This is a genomic window from Candidatus Margulisiibacteriota bacterium (assembly GCA_003242895.1).
In the GTDB taxonomy this organism is placed as follows: Bacteria; Margulisbacteria; Riflemargulisbacteria; order GWF2-39-127; family GWF2-39-127; genus GWF2-39-127.
Genome location: QKMY01000003.1, coordinates 17385 through 37169 on the forward strand (window position 1 = coordinate 17385; position 19785 = coordinate 37169).

Annotated in this window: 12 protein-coding genes and 1 pseudogene; 9 read left to right on the top strand and 4 right to left on the bottom strand. The window is 38.9% G+C overall.

Translation table 11 applies throughout. The features are described from left to right. Nucleotides 1-3: 3 nt before the first annotated feature. From DKM50_00180 to DKM50_00190, 3 genes are read left to right on the top strand one after another with little or no spacing between them, the layout of a single operon-like run. The gene (locus tag DKM50_00180) at nt 4-777 is read left to right on the top strand and encodes a hypothetical protein (GenBank protein ID PZM84952.1); all 774 of its coding nucleotides are present in this window, start codon (nt 4-6) and stop codon (nt 775-777) included. Next, a complete protein-coding gene (locus tag DKM50_00185; protein ID PZM84953.1) occupies nt 774-1442 on the top strand; it encodes an HAD family phosphatase in 669 nt (222 codons plus the stop codon). Before DKM50_00180 ends, DKM50_00185 begins: the two co-directional genes overlap by 4 nt. Nucleotides 1443-1487: 45 nt before the next feature. Beyond that, the gene (locus tag DKM50_00190) at nt 1488-2210 is read left to right on the top strand and encodes a 2,3-diphosphoglycerate-dependent phosphoglycerate mutase (protein ID PZM84954.1); all 723 of its coding nucleotides are present in this window, start codon (nt 1488-1490) and stop codon (nt 2208-2210) included. Here DKM50_00190 and DKM50_00195 read toward each other — a convergent pair. Then, nucleotides 2200-3816, bottom strand: coding sequence for a hypothetical protein (locus tag DKM50_00195; GenBank protein PZM84955.1), 1617 nt, complete (start codon nt 3814-3816; stop codon nt 2200-2202). The genes DKM50_00190 and DKM50_00195 overlap by 11 nt on opposite strands. Before the next feature lie 163 nt (nt 3817-3979). On the opposite strand from DKM50_00195, the gene DKM50_00200 reads away from it, so the two are divergent. Then, nucleotides 3980-4732, top strand: coding sequence for a hypothetical protein (locus DKM50_00200; protein PZM84956.1), 753 nt, complete (start codon nt 3980-3982; stop codon nt 4730-4732). 96 nt (nt 4733-4828) lie between these two features. Here the strand turns inward: DKM50_00200 and DKM50_00205 are convergent. Continuing rightward, nucleotides 4829-6156, bottom strand: a pseudogene (locus DKM50_00205) (hypothetical protein). 167 nt (nt 6157-6323) lie between these two features. Here DKM50_00205 and DKM50_00210 point away from each other — a divergent pair. Further along, nucleotides 6324-9446 carry a hypothetical protein gene (locus DKM50_00210; protein ID PZM84957.1) on the top strand — a complete coding sequence of 1041 codons (3123 nt, stop codon included), beginning with the start codon at nt 6324-6326 and terminating at the stop codon, nt 9444-9446. Continuing rightward, nucleotides 9407-12562, top strand: a complete 3156-nt coding sequence (locus DKM50_00215) for a hypothetical protein (protein PZM84958.1) — start codon at nt 9407-9409, stop codon at nt 12560-12562. Before DKM50_00210 ends, DKM50_00215 begins: the two co-directional genes overlap by 40 nt. Nucleotides 12563-12630: 68 nt before the next feature. Here DKM50_00215 and DKM50_00220 read toward each other — a convergent pair whose 3' ends face one another. Further along, a complete protein-coding gene (locus DKM50_00220; GenBank protein ID PZM84959.1) occupies nt 12631-13302 on the bottom strand; it encodes a hypothetical protein in 672 nt (223 codons plus the stop codon). A gap of 590 nt (nt 13303-13892) precedes the next feature. Between DKM50_00220 and DKM50_00225 the strand changes: the two genes are divergently transcribed. From DKM50_00225 to DKM50_00235, 3 genes are all read left to right on the top strand, one after another. Beyond that, nucleotides 13893-15344: a hypothetical protein gene (locus tag DKM50_00225; GenBank protein ID PZM84960.1), complete on the top strand. Its 1452-nt coding sequence runs from the start codon at nt 13893-13895 to the stop codon at nt 15342-15344. Between the two features lie 108 nt (nt 15345-15452). Then, complete coding sequence (locus tag DKM50_00230; GenBank protein ID PZM84961.1) at nt 15453-16958, top strand: hypothetical protein; 1506 nt, start codon at nt 15453-15455, stop codon at nt 16956-16958. A 165-nt stretch (nt 16959-17123) separates the two neighbouring features. Further along, complete coding sequence (locus DKM50_00235; GenBank protein ID PZM84962.1) at nt 17124-18611, top strand: hypothetical protein; 1488 nt, start codon at nt 17124-17126, stop codon at nt 18609-18611. 173 nt (nt 18612-18784) lie between these two features. On the opposite strand, the gene DKM50_00240 is transcribed toward DKM50_00235, so the two are convergent. Beyond that, nucleotides 18785-19639 carry a hypothetical protein gene (locus DKM50_00240; GenBank protein ID PZM84963.1) on the bottom strand — a complete coding sequence of 285 codons (855 nt, stop codon included), beginning with the start codon at nt 19637-19639 and terminating at the stop codon, nt 18785-18787. Nucleotides 19640-19785 lie beyond the last annotated feature (146 nt).

A 19785-nucleotide genomic window follows, 5' to 3' on the forward strand; every position in this document is an offset into this window, starting at 1 on the left:
ATAATGAGCACATTCAATTTTTTATTTTCAGCGAAACCGCCAAAGCAAGAATCAGGGATGATTATGCATAATGAGCGGATAATAAAATATTCGATTCAACGGAGTTCGAAAAGACGAAGTATTGCGCTCGGTATAGATCTTCATAACGGTCTCAAGATAAATGCCCCACATAAGGCTACCACCAAAACTGTAGAAGACATTATAAGAAAGAAAATAAAATGGATTATCCGGCATCTTCAGTCCCATGAAGAATTAAAAAAAATGCTTCCGACACATAATTTCGTCAATGCCGAGAGCTTTCTCTATCTAGGGAGTTCTATTACGCTAAAGGTGATTGACGACCCTTATTGTAAGCGGGTACGAAGCTCAATAGAAAAAGACATTTTAACCATCGTAATGCCCAACGTAGCGGAACCGATCAAACGGGAGCATACCCGAAAAGCGTTGATATCCTGGTACCGGAAATGTGCTGAGGAAATAGTAACTTCGCGTACTGAGAAATATGCAGGGTTACTTGGCATTTCTTTTTACCGCATCGCCATAAGGGAACAGAAAAAGATATGGGGAAGCTGTAGTTTCAAAGGTATTATTCGTATCAACTGGAAAATTGTAATGGCGCCGATCTCTGTGGTAGATTATGTTGTTGTCCATGAACTGTGTCATATTAAGATCAGGAATCATTCATCAAACTTTTGGGATCTTGTCGCTTCAATATTGCCTGATTACAGAGAACGAAGACTGGTACTCAAAAAGGAAGGGATTAAATTTACACTATGAGCCGGGACGATTTTAGAATAATTTTTGACTGGGATGGGGTTCTCATTGACTCTTCCCGGCAGCATAAAGAAAGCTGGAGCCGACTTGCAAGGGAAATCAACAAGCAGCTTCCTCCAGGTTTTTTCAATAAAAGCTTTGGTATGAAAAATGAAAAAATAATAATGGAAATCCTTTTTTGGGCCGATGATATTAGTGAAGCACACGAACTCGGTCTGCGAAAAGAAATACATTACCGTCAGATCATCCAGGAAAAGGGGATTTCGTTCCTCCCCGGTGTTGAGATATTTATTAAGCGTCTCCGTATTGCAAATATACCTTTTGTCATAGGTTCGTCGACCCAAAGGGTCAATATCGATACAGTCCTTGATCTCCTTCACTTCAATGGATACTTTGATAAAATAGTATCGGCTGAAGATGTTACTGCAGGCAAACCAGATCCTCAAGTATTTATTAAATCTGCACAGTTGCTAGGAAACCCTGCCCCCAAATGCGTCGTTTTCGAGGACGCACTAGTTGGAATTGAAGCTGCCAGAGCTGCGAACATGAAGGTTGTTGCGGTAACGACAACCAATCCGAGGTCCGTACTGCAAGATAAGTCTGATATCGTAGTGGACAGGCTCGATGAAGTAACAATTGAAAGGCTTAATGGTTTATTTTCGACTTGATTTTATCAATAATATTTCTTTTTTTTGTAAAAAAGGAGGGTATTCATGGTAAGGCTCATAATGGTTCGGCATGGAGAAAGCTTATGGAATAAACTAAATATTTTTACCGGATGGACTGATGTCGATCTATCAGAAAACGGAATTAATGAAGCCCGGAAGGGCGCGGAAATACTGAGAAGGGAAGGGTATACCTTTGATATTGCATACACTTCCTATCTCAAGCGAGCGATTAGAACATTGTGGATCATCCAGGATGTAATGGACCTGATGTGGGTGCCTGTTCATAGGAGCTGGAGATTGAATGAGCGTCACTACGGTGCACTGCAAGGCTTGAACAAAGAAGAAACCAGGCAGAAATATGGTGCAGGTCAAGTTCATATATGGCGCAGAAGTTACGATATTCAGCCGCCGGCATTAACAAAAGATGATCAACGTTATCCAGGCAGCGACACCCGATACAAAGAATTGAGCGATAATCAGATTCCTCTGACAGAGAGCCTCAACGATACAGTTCAGCGATTTCTTCCCTACTGGCACAACACAATTGCTCCAACCATCAACGAAGGGAAACAAGTAATTATCGTGGCTCATGGCAACAGCTTAAGGGCACTCATCAAGTATATTGATAATATTGCAGATGAAGCGATACCAAACCTGGAAATACCAACGGGAATCCCCCTGATATATGAACTTGATAGTTCATTGCATCCAACGGAACGATATTATTTAAGCGATGAAGGGAAAACGATATTTAATTTTAAATTTTAAACTTTTGCACTAAGTTTAATAATTTGGATGAGGCATTTGCCAGGGTACTCGAAGTCCCGGTTATCTTTTCACTGATCGAATTTATGTAATCAATGTTAGCTGATAGTTGCTTAAAAGTTTCAGTGCTCTGATTTGAATATTTATCAACTTCCACTATCTTTTCATGAACATTGGAAGAGATGTAGAGTTGTTCATTTGATGCTGTCTGAACTTTTTGAAAATATCCCGTAATAACTTCGATTTCTTTCCCAATAGACTCCATTTCGGACAAAGCTTTTTTGATTATTTCTCCACCGTCATTGATTGCCTCTACATTATTGCTTATTCCGAATACGACATTATCAGTACTTTCAATAATCTCATTAATAACCGACTTAATCTCATTCGTTGCTTCTGTTGTTCTGGCTGCCAGATTCTTTACCTCATTAGCCACAACCGCAAATCCTTTCCCGGCTTCTCCGGCTCTTGACGCTTCAATTGCGGCATTTAGTGCCAGCATATTTGTCTGTTTTAAAATTTTATTAATAACCTCGACAATTTGATGGATCTGTTCAGTTTTAGTTTTTAATTCCTGGACATTTCTCCTGGTATCGGCTGCATTTTCTTTTATTAACTCTAATTTGCTTCCGGCGGTATTTGCCGATACCTTTCCAACTTCCGTCATTTCTAGTATTTGACTGAAACCGGTAACTGTTTGTGTATTCCCTTCCAGGATAGTGTGAATGTGGCGAACAAGGAGCTCAATTTCTTTCTTTGTAGTGGTGATCATAGAAAAAAAATCACGGTTATTCTGAATGTTGTCTTCTAAGGATACAGTAATATTATTTATTGTGCCCGAAAGCTCTTCGCTCATAAAGTTAAGCTCTTTCGCAATAGAAGTGGTTTCTTTAGAGTGAGCAAGAATATTTCCGATCATTTCCCGCTGTTTTCCAAGGAACTTATTAAAACTTCCACACAATGTCCCCATTTCATCATAAGCATTTATACAAAAGGATCTGGTAAGATCTCCCTCGCCCTCAGAAAGTTCATGAACTTTGAGTACAATTTTATTAAGTGAAGTGAATATAAATTTCTTTAAACAAACAAATGCGCTAACAAGGATAATAAGTGAAAGGATGAGCGACTTAGCAAAAGAGAGCAGCAAATGTTTTTTTAAATATTGTCTGAGAAAATTGTCAGTGAAGTATAATTCGACGGTTCCAACAACTTCTTCCCCTTTTATAATATTTTCTTTTTTCCGAAAAAAAGCATGTTTTAGTTGATCATATTTTTTTGTAGGATCATAGTCAGTTATTTGATATGAACTAGACTTCACTTTGCCTTTATACGGAATGCCTGCGTTATAAACCACTATGGCAATAACATCAGGATTAGTCATTTCCAGCATAATCATTTTTTCTACACTTTTATCGTCAAAAACCCATAGTGGAACAGCAAGTGTATTGGAAATCCGGTCCGTAATCTGATTAACCTCACGCTTGATCTTATAATAAGCTGTATTTCTTTCTAAAACAAAAGAAATACAGTCAAATAATACCAATGCAGAAACGGTAGTTAATATTAGGATTGTTATTACTTTGGCATATGTTGAATTTTTTATGTTCATGATAATTTTAGGTTGTTGTATATAATTTTTTATTCATTATGTTATAAATGAAACCTATGAACTATATTATCATATAAGTATCTAAATTTCTAATTTCTTGTTAAAATGTTAAGAGGTATTTTTTTTCAAAAGTAGTCGATTTAGTACGAAGGAAATATTAAATATGTTAAAATATTTAGCACTTGCAATAATAATAATGTCACTTTTACTCACCGGTGTTCAGGCCGATTACTCAAAAACAATACTTGTTGTGACTGAAAGCTGGCAGAATGGCACAAACGTTGACGGTACTGGTCTATATTTTGACATCATACGCGCTATCTACGAACCAAAAGGATATACTGTAAAGTACAAAATAATGCCCTACAATAGATCGACAAACCTGGTAAAGAAGGGCGATGCCGATATCGTGATCGGTGTCTATGCAGGCGAGCTCGATGGCGTGCTATTTCCTAAATGGCATTTTTCTTCAGATTTGATTAGTGCTTTTTTTCTGAAAGGCTCCAGCTGGGAAGGAGAAAAAAGCCTTAACAATAAAAAAGTAGTTTGGATGAGAGGGTATTCTTATGACAGCTATATTAGTACTCCCATGAAGTTTAGTGAGGTTGATGATCGGGCAATAGCCTTACAATTACTTAAATCGAAGAGAATCGATTATTTTCTTGATTCACCGGATGATACCCTGGACTTCATAAAAAGCAGCAGTAGCAGCAAATCTCCTAAATTAGTTTTCACACCTTCTGATTTTGAAGTCAAAAAAGTTAAAGCGTTAAATATGTATACATGTTTTGTGAAATCAGAGAAGGGGGCGCAGCTTGTAAAGCTATGGGATAAAGAGATCCAGAAACTTATTAGTTCGGGAAAAATCAAGGAACTGTTCAAAAAATGGGATCAAATAGATTACTATAATTTTTGAGATTTATATTCTGAGTACCTAGAGCCTTAACCCTGCATAAAGTGCAGGGTTAAGGAACGTAGCAATCGAAAAAACTATTCTTTTTAGCGATTGATTCTATTTGAACAATAACATCGTCGAGGTTTGATTCATATGTCCGATATATTGCTCCCCGTAAGTGCTGAACCCGACAGTCGGGATAGCCGTGAATATTTTACCATACTCATCTGACTTGTTTGAATCCTCAAGGCCTAATGTTCGAAGTATGCAGTGAAAATTGATAATGCCGGTTATTTTTCCCAATTCTAATTCTTTCGCTGCTATCGCTTTTTTTGTGTCGTTTACTATGTCTGTTCCTTCTAATAACGAGAGTTCCATTCCCTCACTCATATTGCAGTAAAACACCATGCTATTATCTTTAGCTTGCTGTGGACTTCTTACATAAGGCTGCCCGTCTATCATTAATCCTATAGGGTTATGCATAAATGAATTCTTAGCTTCCTCTGTACTTTTGCCTAACGCGATAGCATATTCTACGATTGCCGGATTGTTGTTAAATTCCATTACTTCTCTTTTTGCCTCATTTGCTTTTGTTACCTTTAATATTTTATTGAGCGGGTTAAAGCTTTGGGTCTTGAGAATGTCAAATCCGTTATTTGTCTTTAGCAGGATAAGGATTGCGGCATTAGTATAAGATTTGCCATTTGCAAAAACGTACGTTTGAGAAAATTTAAGGTCGTCACCAGCAGATCCGCCAACAAATGTAAGATTGGTCAATGCGCCGATCTTTTCCATTATTCGCTCTTCTTTCCCTCGTAACCCATCAATTAAAATAAGCCCTACATACTTATCTAAATCAAGTTCGTTCAATTTTGCTTTATAATAATTTTCGAAAGAAACAAAGGCACTTTTTACTTGATCTAGCTCTGATAGATTTTCTATAACCTCTATCTTGGCATCACTTATAATCTTATCGTTAAGAGCCATTAAGACTATCGAGTTTTTTGTTATTGTTCCGCTGATTAGCTCTCCTGAGGTTGAACATCCGAAAGTCTGTGCCTGAGTAAATCCAGACTGCATTTTATCCGATAGCTCTTGCGGTGAGTAAATTGAAGATGCGAAATATATTACCAATTTTGGATTAAATGTCTCTAGCTGCTTCTTTAAATCTTCCATCGCTTTTTCAATATTTTGTTCATGCGTTATTACGGTCTTAATATTCATTATGATCCTCCTTATTTTGAAGCAATTTCAATGCCTGATTCTTTTGCATACTTAATTAGTTTATCGATTATGTCAGGGTCATCGGCAGTTGTCTCATCATACTTTAGCGGATTTATTCCTATTAATATAAGTTTTGCTTTTGTCATAGGGACCAATGATGTAACCCCGTTCGTTTTCACCTCAACAATCCTATCAATTATCATTTTAATTTTTCCAGCCATTTTATTTAATCACTCCTCTCTTCTACTATATATTTTACTGAGCAATCAAATTTAAAGTCAAATTTCATACCCTTCCTAAAAGGATATATTTAGCATTCTCGACAAAAAATAAAAACGTATTTTTTGACCTTTCCATTTCTCTTATTTGTCCCATATAATTGATTAATATGGATACGGCAATAACTAATACCAACAGAGAAATAATAGCGGATAGCAAGACAACGATCCTCGTTCAGGGCTTGTCAGGCACCGGGAAAACTTCTTTTATCATCGACAAGTATGTATACCTTGTTACCAATAGCCGGCTACAGGCTTCGAATATCCTTGTACTCACAAACAACTCAAAGAATGCGGAATTCATTAAGACAAGTATTATAAAGAAGCTGGCTCGAAGTTTTGATGAGACATGGATTAATACCTTTTATTCTTTTCCTGCCAGAATCCTTCGTGATTATGCATTTGAGGGTGGTGCGGAATATGACTATGAAGATGTTAATCGGTACAAATCATTGCTCATCATCGAGCACTTGATTCAGGACAATCAATGCCGTTTATCCGAAGAATTCACCTGGTATCTTGGCAAAAAAAGCTTTCTGAAAAAAGTTCTGGATACCATCCAATGGTTCAAAACGAATCTGATAACCATCGATCAGCTAGCCGGAATCGTGAATACCCATTTCCCACAGAACAACTACCTTGCCTCTATACTTTTCATTTATCGTAAGTATCAGGAGTTTCTTGGTGACTATCTGCTTTGCGATCACTTGGATATTGTCAATAATGCCTACTCAATCGTAACAACAAACCCGGGTGTTAAGCAAAAAATCCAAGATCAATTCAAGTTAATTATGGTCGATCATACGGAAGATATGAATTATCTTCAATTACGGCTATTAAAAGAAATATGTGCTCCGCAAGCCACGACCGCTAACTTTTTTTATGATATCCATCAAACGCTGGCAGAAGAGAACTATACCGGGACGTTATTAGATCATATAAAAAGGCATTTCAAACCGGAGGAAATTGTTCTTTCGTCGATACATCGGAATTCGTCTCTCACTACTGTTGCTGAAAGTATTGTATCGAAAAAACTTCTTTTCCCTGAGCCTAGACCGGAGATTGAGCTTTATAAGTGCTGTGATGAAAACAATGAATTCGAATTCGTATTCCGTTCAATAAAAGAATCGATTATTACTAACAAGCATCTTACCTATAATGATTTTGCCATCGTGACTCGTAACCTCAAACGACATGCATACCGTATTCGCGAACAATCACGTCTTGCCGGTATCCCTTGTATTTTCGGGACTGATATTGATTTCTACAACCAGAAGCCGGTTGTATTACTTTTCGCTCTCATCGCTTTTTTGACTGACGAGAGCAACACTCGATTCAAGCAGATCATCCCGCTTCATAGCAATGATATCCCGATGACAAAACTCTTTTCCCTGGAGCAAAAGGTTAACGGGGAGTTGCTAACAGAAATCTGCATTAAATCCGATACTAAAACAAAGGGGCAATTGTCGCCGGAGGAACTGGCAATTGCAATCGAGTTGCGAGAATTCTACAGTGCACTCAACAAAACTAAAAGGTGGATTGGTTCCTGTACAAGCATTACGGAATGTATCTATAAACTGTACCGCGAGTATGTTCTGGGATTCATATATCGTAGCGGTAATCTTGAAGGATTGGATTCGCTCACCTCACTTTTTTCAATGGTCAAAGAGTATGAAACCATAACAACGAACTTTGACAGGAAAATCGACATGTACGAATTTTTACGAACCATAGAAGCAGTCACACTGCAATACTGTGATGAAATGGAATTGAAAAACACAGCAGATTACGACGTCGGAGTAAAAATACTCTCTATGCACCAGCTTAAAGGTGAAGAGTTTGACTCTGTCTTCCTGGTCCATTTTACTGAGGAAGAGTTCCCCAAAGTTAATAGCAGGATAACTATTATCGACGGTAACCTATTAGCCTTATCACAGAACCTGCATGACGAACTTCATCAACCGTTCTATATCTCGCCGATAGTAACTCTTGAAGAAATACTTGAACAGGAAAAAAGGCTGCTTTATATTTCTCTCACAAGGGCAAAAAGCCGGGTATTCATTTCCTATCCGGCAACCGTTGATAATAAAGAACAGCATGCGTCTTCCTACCTGTCAGATGTCATTCATCCTGATAATATGCATACTTACGACGGCTCCCGAATTACAACCTTTCTCAATAGCTCAGAGGTTGAGATAACACTCCTTAAGAATTATTCATCGGTCTCGGCAGAACTAAAACAATTCCTGGTGATGAACGGCATTTATATCGACACAGCTATTTTCTCTCAGAAAAAAGAAGAACTCAATATTCCTTTTAGCGATAAAAGAAAGTACTCAGCGTCAGCTATAAAAACGTTTCTTAGCTGTCCCAAAAAGTTCTATTATTCCAAGGTACTTGGGCTTGAGACACTTGGGAAGGAACGATTGCATATTGGCACGGAAGTTCATCGAGTTCTCCAGGTTTTTCATAGAATATTTCCTTCTCTTCACGGCATTGAACATTCGACAATGCAGGCTATACTTGCCCGATTGTTAGATCGTGTCTGGCTTGGCTACGAACAAGCTCGCGACTTACCGGAAAATGTAAAATTAAAACGCTCCAAAAAAGGAGCGAGGGCTTTATTCAGTACAGAAATTATTGCCTCGTATTATTATAAAATGTTTGTTACGATATGTGTTCGCTACGTGGCCCAAACTCGAACTATCATGGAAGGCCGGACCGCATATTTCCTGGAAAAAAAAGTAGCGTTCTCCCTCAACGGTATAGGCCTTTATGGTGTAATCGACAGAGTGGACAAAGACAGGGACGGGCGGTACCATATTGTCGATTACAAAACTTCGGGAGCTAATGCAGCCTTCACAGCGCGAAGTGAAAAATTGAAATACATCAATATTGATAAGGACATTGATTATATTCCTCAAGATTTCCAGATGCCGCTCTATTATCTGGCAAGCTGTAACGCACTCAAGCTTCAACCTGAATCAATAGAATACTATTATCTCAACCAGACTGACAGTAACGAGCAATTCAAACGGATGAAGATATTATTCTCAGGCACGGAAGAGAAGAACACTGCTGTCATAAGTGAAGATGAAATAAATGAGATAATCGTTAATTTGACGACGACCATTGATCGAATAAAGGCGGGTGCTTTTCCTTCGAAGCCCGACACCCAACGAACCTGCCAGCAATGCGACTACTCCGAAATATGCCGGGAAAGCCAATTATAATGAATACAAACGAACAACAACTGCAAGCCATAACTTATCCTGACACAAAACCGCTCAAGATCCTCGCGGGAGCGGGGACTGGGAAAACCTTCGTGCTGACCAACCGGTTTCTTCACCTGGTCGAGCAGCTTCGGTATAAGCCGCAGGACATAGTCTGCTTAACTTTCACGGTTAAAGCTGCTGACGAGATGAAAACACGAATTATCAACGAGCTGCTCAATAAGAAAATCATCAGGAATAAAAGCGATATGGCATTAAGCTATATTTCTAATTTCCATTCTTTCTGCCGCCGGTTACTAGAAGAAAATCCCTTTATTGTGCCGATTGATCCGAGTGCCGAAATTATCAGTGAACCTGATCAGATTGTCCTAATGAGGGATATTTGCAAAGAATTCCTTGATCTGAAACTTCCTGTTCCCGAAGAATTCCGGGACCTCTTTACCGCAATGCCTATCAAAAATTTCGGTTTATTTGTGGACAACATGATTAATGTAATCAATAAGATAAAAGACTGCCTGTTGTCTCCCGAGAATTATAAAAAATACAGTCTGAAAATGCTGGAAAATAACAAGGGGTTGCTAGCCAATGACCTCTACGAAAAAGCCAATAGCAAAGAAGTCCATGCAAGTACCAGAAAAAAATATAGCCGGCTAATCGAATACGTTAACCAGGATTTTGCTGATGAGAGAACCGTCATGGAAATGATCTATGTGATCTATCAGCGCTATGAAGAAAAGCTCAGAGAAAAGAACAAAATCGACTTTGGCGATCTGATTTACTATACATTTGAACTTCTCAAAAGAAAACCTGATATAGCAAATAAATTCGCATATTTACTAATCGACGAATTCCAGGATACGAATAACGCTCAATATGAGTTGATTAAGCTGCTCTCCCGACCAGGGTTCGAGAATGTGACTATTGTCGGGGACATCAAGCAGTCAATCTACGAGTGGCGGGAAGCGCGACCGGGAAATGTAACGATTTTTCCTGGAGAAGAGATCAATCTTGTGCTTAATTACAGATCAACTGCACCTATTTTAGACCTGGCTTACACTATATTGAAAGAAGACATGCCGGATGAAAAAAAGTTGATCCAGGCATCAAACAGCAACGAGAATACTATCGTCCATCTTTTTAAAGGAACGAATCGGGAAGCTGAAGCGTTATATATTGCCCGTAAGATCAACCAGCTTCTGACTGAAGGTAGCAACCCAGGGGATATTGTCATCCTTATGCGTAGCGTTAACAGTGCCCATCTTTATTCCGATAAAATTAAAGAACTCGGAATACCTTGTGTGATCATGGGTTCTTCTGGATTTTTTGAACAGAACATTATTAAGGATATCACGGCTTTTATTCGGCTTATCAATAACCCGTATAATGAGTTCTCGTGGATAAGGGTTTTAGCCAGTCCTCTTTACCACTTCACGGATTATGATCTAAGCCAGCTCATCCAAGAAGGGAAGCAAGAGAAACTGCCGATCGCCGAGATTATTAAACAAGGGAAATTCGGTCTGCTAGGAATCGAAGAAATTAAAATATTACAGAATTTTATGGCAATACTTACTGAAGCAGGAGAAAGAATGAAGCGCTATTCCTTACTCCATGTATTCATCTGGCTGCTCGAACAATCTCATTATGTGAGAAAGCTGGCTGTATTTAACAAAATCGATGAAATAAACGCTATTAACGAGTTTCTCAGTGTTATGAACGACTACTTTTCGAAAAATATTTCTTCGACCATCGATGAGTTTCTCGAATACATCGAAATCATTAAAAAAAGTGATCAGAATATTTCCATAGTGTCTCAATCGAGCATGATCAGGATTATGAGCGTTCACCAATCTAAAGGTCTCGAATTCCCAATAGTTTTCGTATGTAATGTCCGTCCTCAGAGCTTCCCGATCACTGCGAGTTCTCATCCTTACTCTTTTTCCCGGGATTACGGCGTTATTGTAAAAAACGCTCTCAATACAGAAGAAAAAGAGAGAAAGAACGTCAAGTTTTCTGAAATGGTGAAAGATGACGAATCTCTGAAACGGCTGAACGAAGAAAAGAGAGTACTTTATGTCGCAATTACCAGAGCAAAACGAGGACTTTACCTGACTTCATCAGAAGGCGGACGGGGGAAAAGCTTCTATGATGAAGTAGCAGAGTTAAAAGAAACCGGGCTTAAGAACATTATGATAGATCAGCTTATGGAAGAACCTCTGTCATTATATACAAACCAGGATTTGAACCTTCAATCGCTTAATGAAGATATTATCAGGAACTACCTTCAACACCAAAAACTAATTACAGCTACTGCTGGTCAAAAGAAATTGCTGTCACTCTCATTTTCCCAAATTTCAATTTACGATACCTGTCCGTTGAAATACAAATACCGCTATATTGATAAGATCCCGGTGTTTGATGAGTTCGACAATTACTCGATGCATTTCCAGGGTGATGAACTGGGGCTTGATGCTATGTACCTGGGAGATATTCTTCATAAGCTTATTCAGCTCTACCATTATCGTAAACGCAAGGACCTCCATGTTGATGAAATATTTCTTGCAGATAAGTTAAAAAAAGCCATTTTACACAAAAAGAAGCCCGACAGCTTAATCTTAAAAGGCAAAGAAATACTCGACAACTACTTGCGATCTCCCCTTGCCGCCAGAAATACAATGGAAGAAGAAAAACCGTTTACAATCTGGTTTGCAAACAAAGAGTTCGATGTCATGCTCAAAGGCAAGATAGATCGGATCGATACCCTCGACGACCATATTCAAATAATCGATTACAAAACTAATGTAAGAATTGAAAAGGATAAATTCCGCAAACAACTGGCAATCTATAAAATCGCTTTACAAGAACTTTACGCGCCAGAAAAAATTATAAAAACTAGTTTATACTTCCTTCGCAGCAGCAAAGAAATCGACTTGAACTACTCTGATAATGAACTAGATGCTGTAAAACGGGAAATCCTGTCGACAGCCAGTAATATTTACCAGAACAAATTTTCGAAGAGTCCAAAGGCCTACTGCAAGGTCTGCGAATTCTCAATGTTCTGCCCCGACTCAATCACCAGACATGATCGGGTAACGCACAATCAAATGCAGCTTTTTTGATTCCGTCAATTTCTTTAAGCACCTGGATATCATTATTAAAAAAATGTGATATCTAATAAGGTTTCCTTTTATACCGACTTCAGTTTAATTATCTGTAGCAGTTTATCTGCAATTGGAGTGAGAACGTCTTTTTTTATTTGTTCAGATAAGATGAAGAACATAGTAAAAACCAACCACCTGAACGGGGTCCAAAAACTAAATTGGACAATTAGATTACCGAGGTCATTTCTATATAAATTACCTACTACTTTTAGCCTGATGGTATTTTCTCCTTCAGGTAATTCTTTGATGCTCATTATCAATATTTCGCTGTTTCCTGCAAGATTGTCTGTTTTTTTCAAATATGGAGGGAATGTCTTTACCACCATTTTTTTTGGGACATTTATCATCGCCGAGGAATTGATATCCGGTATATAGTTAATCTTACCAATTTTCATTGAAGGCACTTGGACCGCAATAATTCTACTTGAAGAGTATAATGCTAGCCTAACTGGGATTATGCGATGCTGCTGTACTATAATTTTTTGTCCAATTAAGCCTGCTATATTCCATTTGCTATTGCGGGTAAGTTTATTGACGATTTTCTTTTCTTCCGAATTTACCCTGAACTCATCAATGATATAAAAGGCATTATCCTTATACTTTATGTGACATTTATAAGGGACTTCTCGATATTCAAGCGGCTCTAAATCGTATTGCCTCAAGCTCTTAGGACTGTTCAACTGAAAGTATAGAGACAAAAGAACAACTCCTATTAGTGCCATGATCAAAGCTGTTGGAACAAAAGGAAAAGCTCGAAAGAAAAAAACAATTATCATCCCGGCTGCTAAGCCCGTAATCGCTAACAAAAATAGCACAGGATTGAGGAACAGCAGAATAAACATAGTTATTAAAAATAATATATATTTCATGCCGGTAGTAATATCACATATGAGTTAACAGATAAACGGGTATATTTGTGCAATCAAAATTAGCAGCTTCATCAGTCTGCAAAACTTTCTAGTTTTCAAACAAGAAATACAACATGTACGTTATCAATTGAATAATTATCTATTTATTCCTGATCGTTTTCAAAATACCTGCAAAATCCTTTTTTTTTCCATTGTTTTATATATTATAATATTGAATTTTTATGTATATATTTCCTCTGTAATTAGTGCTATATATGCCTGCAACTAATCTGAGGCTGGGTAAGTTATGATCTGTATAAGAAATAACTTCAGCCGGATTTGGGTGAAATTAATACGCTGATATGCGTTGTTTTGTTACGAAAGGAGATTGATTAACCAAGCATTAAGTATCGGGGAAGAACAAAAAGGGAGGGAAGTTAATGAACAAGAAAGTACTCTGGTTTAGTTTGGGCATACTCTGTCTTACCCTTATCGGCTGCGGGCAATTAACGGACCAACATACCGAACGAGTATCAGCACTCGGTGATCAGATTTTGAATCAAAACGGGAACAATACCAATACCGGTGATAATGATGAGGTACTTGCTACTAACAAGATCACCCTGACTATCGGGGACCCAAAAGCCAGTTTATCTCCACAAGCGATAACCGCCAAATGCCTGATAGCCTCTCAATCAGTCAATATTGTAGCTGATGTCCCGGGTTTCTTAACCTTCCAGGCATGCAGCGATATTTTCTTCAATGTTACTCAGCTCTCGAAGATAGAAGCTGATGGCTCGATCAAGCTCAAAATTATCTATAATGATCTGCTCAGTAAGGACATCGAATCAATCAAGGTCAAAGCCTGTATGCTCGATGCTAATGGGTTGATCGGTCAGAAAGAACCCCAGAGCATCATTCCACTGGAAGTTAAAGTCGTTGATGAGAAACCATATCAAGACCTGAATACTAATTGTGCCGAGCTCAAGAACTGGAAAGCTCCGTTCACTCAAGGGATCAATAAGGTACTCACGCTCAAGCTCAAAGGCGATTTTACCAATGCACTCAAGCAACAGTATAAAGGGACGATATTGCTCAAGTTGGTCAAGGAAAAATCAACAGCAGATAATACATGGAAACATGTCACTAGTACATTGCCGTGGAATTTCTTTTTCGATAATAGTGCCACAACATACAACGGTTATATGTGGGTTGTCGGGGGATTCGACTTTAATAAAGTATTGAAGTCCATTAACGGCAAAGAGTGGACCGAGACTTCCGCTAATACCCCCTGGACAGAGAAACCAAATGCAATTGCCTTCAAAGATAAACTATGGGTTTTTGGGTATCAAGGAAACACCAATCTATGGAATACTTCAGATGGAAGCAGTTGGCAACTGATCAATTCTTTTTTCCTCCCAAGTTATATTGATATACAGGGTTTAGCAGTTTTCAGAAACAAACTATGGGTTATAGAGTTCGCTATATCCGATAGTGATTTTGGTCCATACATTCAATCTTCCGGCGATGGTGTTAATTGGACACCGATATCCCGGCCTGACTGGGGTGATTTCTATCCCAGAAAAGCTCTGGTTTTTAAAGATAAATTATGGGTGCTGGGAGATGCTAATTATGCCTGGACGTCCGAAGACGGGATAAACTGGTCCAGGACCACGTTCACCGGATTGCCTGAACCACGAACCACAGAGGATTATTCAGTTTCAAACAACAAACTCTGGGCGACTATCAGTAATGTTTTGTATTCTTCCGAAAACGGTTTGAGGTGGAATCGAGAGGCTAGCAATCCTGTTTTTATCGATACACTTCTTTCTTATAACAATTTATTGTGGGGATTTGGAAATGGCAACTTGTGGTATTTCAATAACAAATAATAGTCCATCAGGACAGGTTTGCTTTAATCCAGAAGACACCTGTCCTGTTAAAAAATCCCCTGGATAAATAAATAAATAAATAAATAAATAAATAGGAGGTTGTATCTAATGAAAATCAGACTATTGCTGCTAATAAGTATATGCATCATAGGATTTATGTTTGCCGGATGCAGTAAGTTAACCGATCAGGTCCTCGACCACAATGCTTTGATTAACAACAAAACTGATGATGCCAGCGAGGCCCGTTCGGTATTGGCTCTCAGTACTGTCAGTATTTCTGTTGATAAATCCACAGGAAACAAGTTACGTACCAATTGCACAGGCAGTTCGAATGGATTATTCGATGCCTATAGTACAATATCCTTTGATATTCAGTCCCCGGAAAGTATAGTAGCTAATGGGACAATTAAGCTGACGGTGGCTAAAAGCGTGTTCAATGACTCGTCGATCTCCAATCTCAGTGTAGAGGCTTATCTGGCGGAAGGCAGCGGACTCATCGGACAGAAAGAATCCCAAAGTATCATTCCGCTGGAAGTATCAGTGACCAACGGGACTCAATTTAAGCGACTGGATCAGCAGCCAATTACACTCAAGGAATGGCCAGGCCCCTTCAGCAACCCGACGACAGAATCTGTAACGCTCAAGTTGGCAGGAGATTTTTCCTACGCACTGAAACAGTGCTATAAGGGGGCTATTATACTAAAACTCATAGCTCAAAAAAAACCTGTAACTTGCGAATATATATGGAATGAAGAGACAGAAAATGCAGCCTTCTCGACGAGACGAGATCATGCTTCGGTGGTATTCGATAATAAATTATGGATTATCGGAGGTGAGTCGAAGATTGGAGGTCCGTTATTGAATGATGTCTGGTATTCTTCGGACGGAAAGAACTGGATTCAAGCAACTCCTTCCGCAAACTGGTCACCAAGAAGAGGTCATAAATGCGTCGTCTTTGATAACAAAATATGGTTGCTCGGAGGATTCGAAGTCGGAACTAAATTTGATAATGATGTCTGGTATTCTTCTGATGGAAAAAATTGGACACAGGCGGTTGCTTCAGCACCCTGGCAGGCACGAGGATTTCACGCGGCCACAGTTTTTAACAACGCATTATGGATAATGGGCGGGACCGTTAATTTGCCAGGTCTTACAGTTAACGACGTATGGCATTCCCTAGACGGAAGAAACTGGACACAGGCTACACCTTCTGCAAATTGGCAACCAAGGAATTATTCGCAGAGTGTAATATTTAATAACAAAATGTGGATTCTGGGAGGAACTTTCTTCCGGGATGCCTGGTATTCCACTAACGGAATAATTTGGAATAAAGCAACTGATACTGCCCCCTGGCAAGGTATTAGTGCAATTACTAGTGTGACCTTTGATAATAAGATCTGGGTAATGGGAGGCGTCAATCAACAGGGTATTCCTCAAAATGATGTGTGGTATTCAACTGATGGTGCAAATTGGAATCAAATTGCTAACGCACCATGGCAGGTTAGATGGGGGCAAGCCGGTTCTGTATTTATGGATAAAATATGGATCACTGGTGGTCTTGGGACTACAACAACACTTGCTGATGTCTGGTCTATGAGAAAAGTATGCAAATAACTGTGTAATCTGAGAACAGGCATCTCTTTAGCGAGAGGTGCCTGCCTCAACTATATCACAACCAATATTTCTACATAACTTTTTTATCCATTACCGTTCTTCGATATGAAAGGAGATTATTAATATGGATTAAGTATAGAAAGAATAAATAAGGGAGGGAAGTTAATGAACAAGAAAGTACTCTGGTTTAGTTTGGGCATACTCTGTCTTACCCTTATCGGCTGCGGGCAATTAACGGACCAACATACCGAACGAGTATCAGCACTCGGTGATCAGATTTCGAATCAAAACGGGAACAATACCAATACCGGTGATAATGATGAGGTACTGGCAACCAACAAGATCACCCTGACTATCGGAGACCCCAAGGCCTGCCTATCTCCTAAGGCAATAACCGCCAAGTGCCTGATAGCTTCCCAGTCCGTCAATATTGTAGCTGATGTACCAAGCTTCTTAACCTTCCAGGCCTGCAGCGATATTTATTTTAATGTCACGCAGCTTGGCAAGATAGAAGCCGATGGCTCGATCAAGCTCAAAGTTATCTACAATGATCTGCTCTATAAGGATATCGAATCAATAAAAGTCAAAGCTTGTATGGTTGATGCTAATGGGCTCATCGGACAGAAAGAACCTCAGAGTATAATTCCACTGGAAGTCAAAGTTGTGGATGAGAAACCATATCAAGACCTGAACACTAATTGTGCCGAGCTCAAAAACTGGAATGCTCCGTTCACGCAAGGCATCAACAAAGTGCTCACTCTCAAGCTCAAAGGCGATTTCACCCATGCCCTCAAACAACAGTATAAAGGGACGATATTATTGAAACTGGTGAAGGAGAAGAAACCTGAGTGCGCTGTTAAATGGACTAAGGCAGAAAAAGCCTGGCCATTCGCGAATTTGACCTTCGAGCATAGTTTTGGGTTTGTATTCAAGAATAAAGTTTGGCTTGTTGACGATATTGAAGGATTTGACCTTGCCTTTCAATATTCAAACGATGGCAAGGTATGGAATTCAGGACCTCAGCTAGATAATGGGGGAGACTATCAGGAAAAAATACGGACTGCGGAATTAAATAACAAGTTGTGGCTTGTAAATATTGGAAGCACCCTTTCAGATGATCCCACAGATCCCGAATACTATTTTCATATTAGATATTCCTGCGACGGACTGAACTGGAGCAAAACGTTTACTCCAACACTTAATGTAACACCCCAGGCCCAATTTACTGCATTTAATAATAAATTATGGGTTTTTGATAAGGGGGCTGCTTTGAGTTCTACTGACGGGATACATTGGACGAGAGAAACTAGTTCGGCACCTTGGACAGATTTGGTTAACTGCGTTGTCTTTGACAACAAGCTTTGGGTTACAGATAGTGCTGGGAATGCCTGGTTCTCATTGAATGGGATAAACTGGAATCAAGCTCCAAAATTCCCTGCCGGGGATTTATTAGTCTACAACAATAAATTATGGATTATTGATCAGGATGAGAAGTTGTACTATTCAACCGACGGCAAGACATGGGTGTTATATTCAGCTTCACATGACTGGGATACACCGGGACATCTGTTTTCAATTATATTTGATAACAAATTATGGATTATAAAACAACCCAATCTTGGAACTGAAACCTGGTATTTATGTATCAAATAGCTAGTAGTTTGCTACTGTAGCTGTGTCGGCATGCCAGCTTCCCTCACCGGGGAGCTGGCAGCGTGATGCAGTGATACTGGACCACGCTTGGTGCGGAGGTACATTAAATTTCAAAAAGACTACAAGAATGCAAATAAAGGGTTACTACCTCCTGATAATCATTAGCGAATCTTTTATTTGAAGATTTTTTTTAGGTTATTCCAGAACGATGGTTTTGTTTTTTGACTACTATTTTTTACAGCTCCACTTTTCTGGGTTGCCTGGATTTGTAGCTTTTCAAGGATTTTGAAAAGTGCTTCTTGAGAGATGATCGGACCGGTAGAGTGTATAAGATTAAGCCATAAGTCAGTTAATCTTCGGTAGAAAAGGGGAGGACAACTGGTATTATATAAGCTATGGATGATTCTTTCCCATTTAGATTGTATTGATGAATGATTCAGCTCTAATGGTATTTCCGGTTGTCCGCCGTGTTTAACGAAGCTTAGATAATAAAGCAGGAACTCAAATTCATTGTGGCTTTTCAGTGCTGAGGCTATCTTTTTTAGTAGTTCATTTTTTGGTATTATTGAGCTGTTTGATATTGCCTGGACTGTTCGGTAGTCGTCGCTGATGACACTGCTTACCGTATGGTTCTGCACATATTGACCTTCACCATCATTAATCGGTGTAATCGGCTTTTTAGGCTGAGGAGGTTGATTCCTCGAAATGCTTGCCTGTGTGGTGAGTACAGGTTTGTTGGTTAAAATATTTATCATATCAGAGGAGAAATGTTCGGTAACTTTTCCTCCTTGTTTCTTGATAGCATCGAACCAGATTGCGCATAATTCTTCAAGAAAATCAGGATCACATGCTAGGTTAAAAGATTGTGATATTATTTGTTCCCAGCCCTGCTTAATACCGTTTAGGTCTAAAGACGAAGGTATCGGAACATTATATCCGCTATCGTTAAGAGAAATGTAGGCAACAAGGAAAGCAAGTGAGTTTTCGTTGTATAAATACTCTTTTACTTTATCAAGTTCTGTTGCCATAACATTTATTCTATAAAAAATTTAAAGAAAAGTCTAACAAAGCAGGAATTATGACTCTTTGTATTTTAAAAACTTAAGGTCTGTGATCGTTGCTTCAGCCGTTTTTCCTGGGCTGGAATTAATATCCTCTCCATTTTCAAAGAATA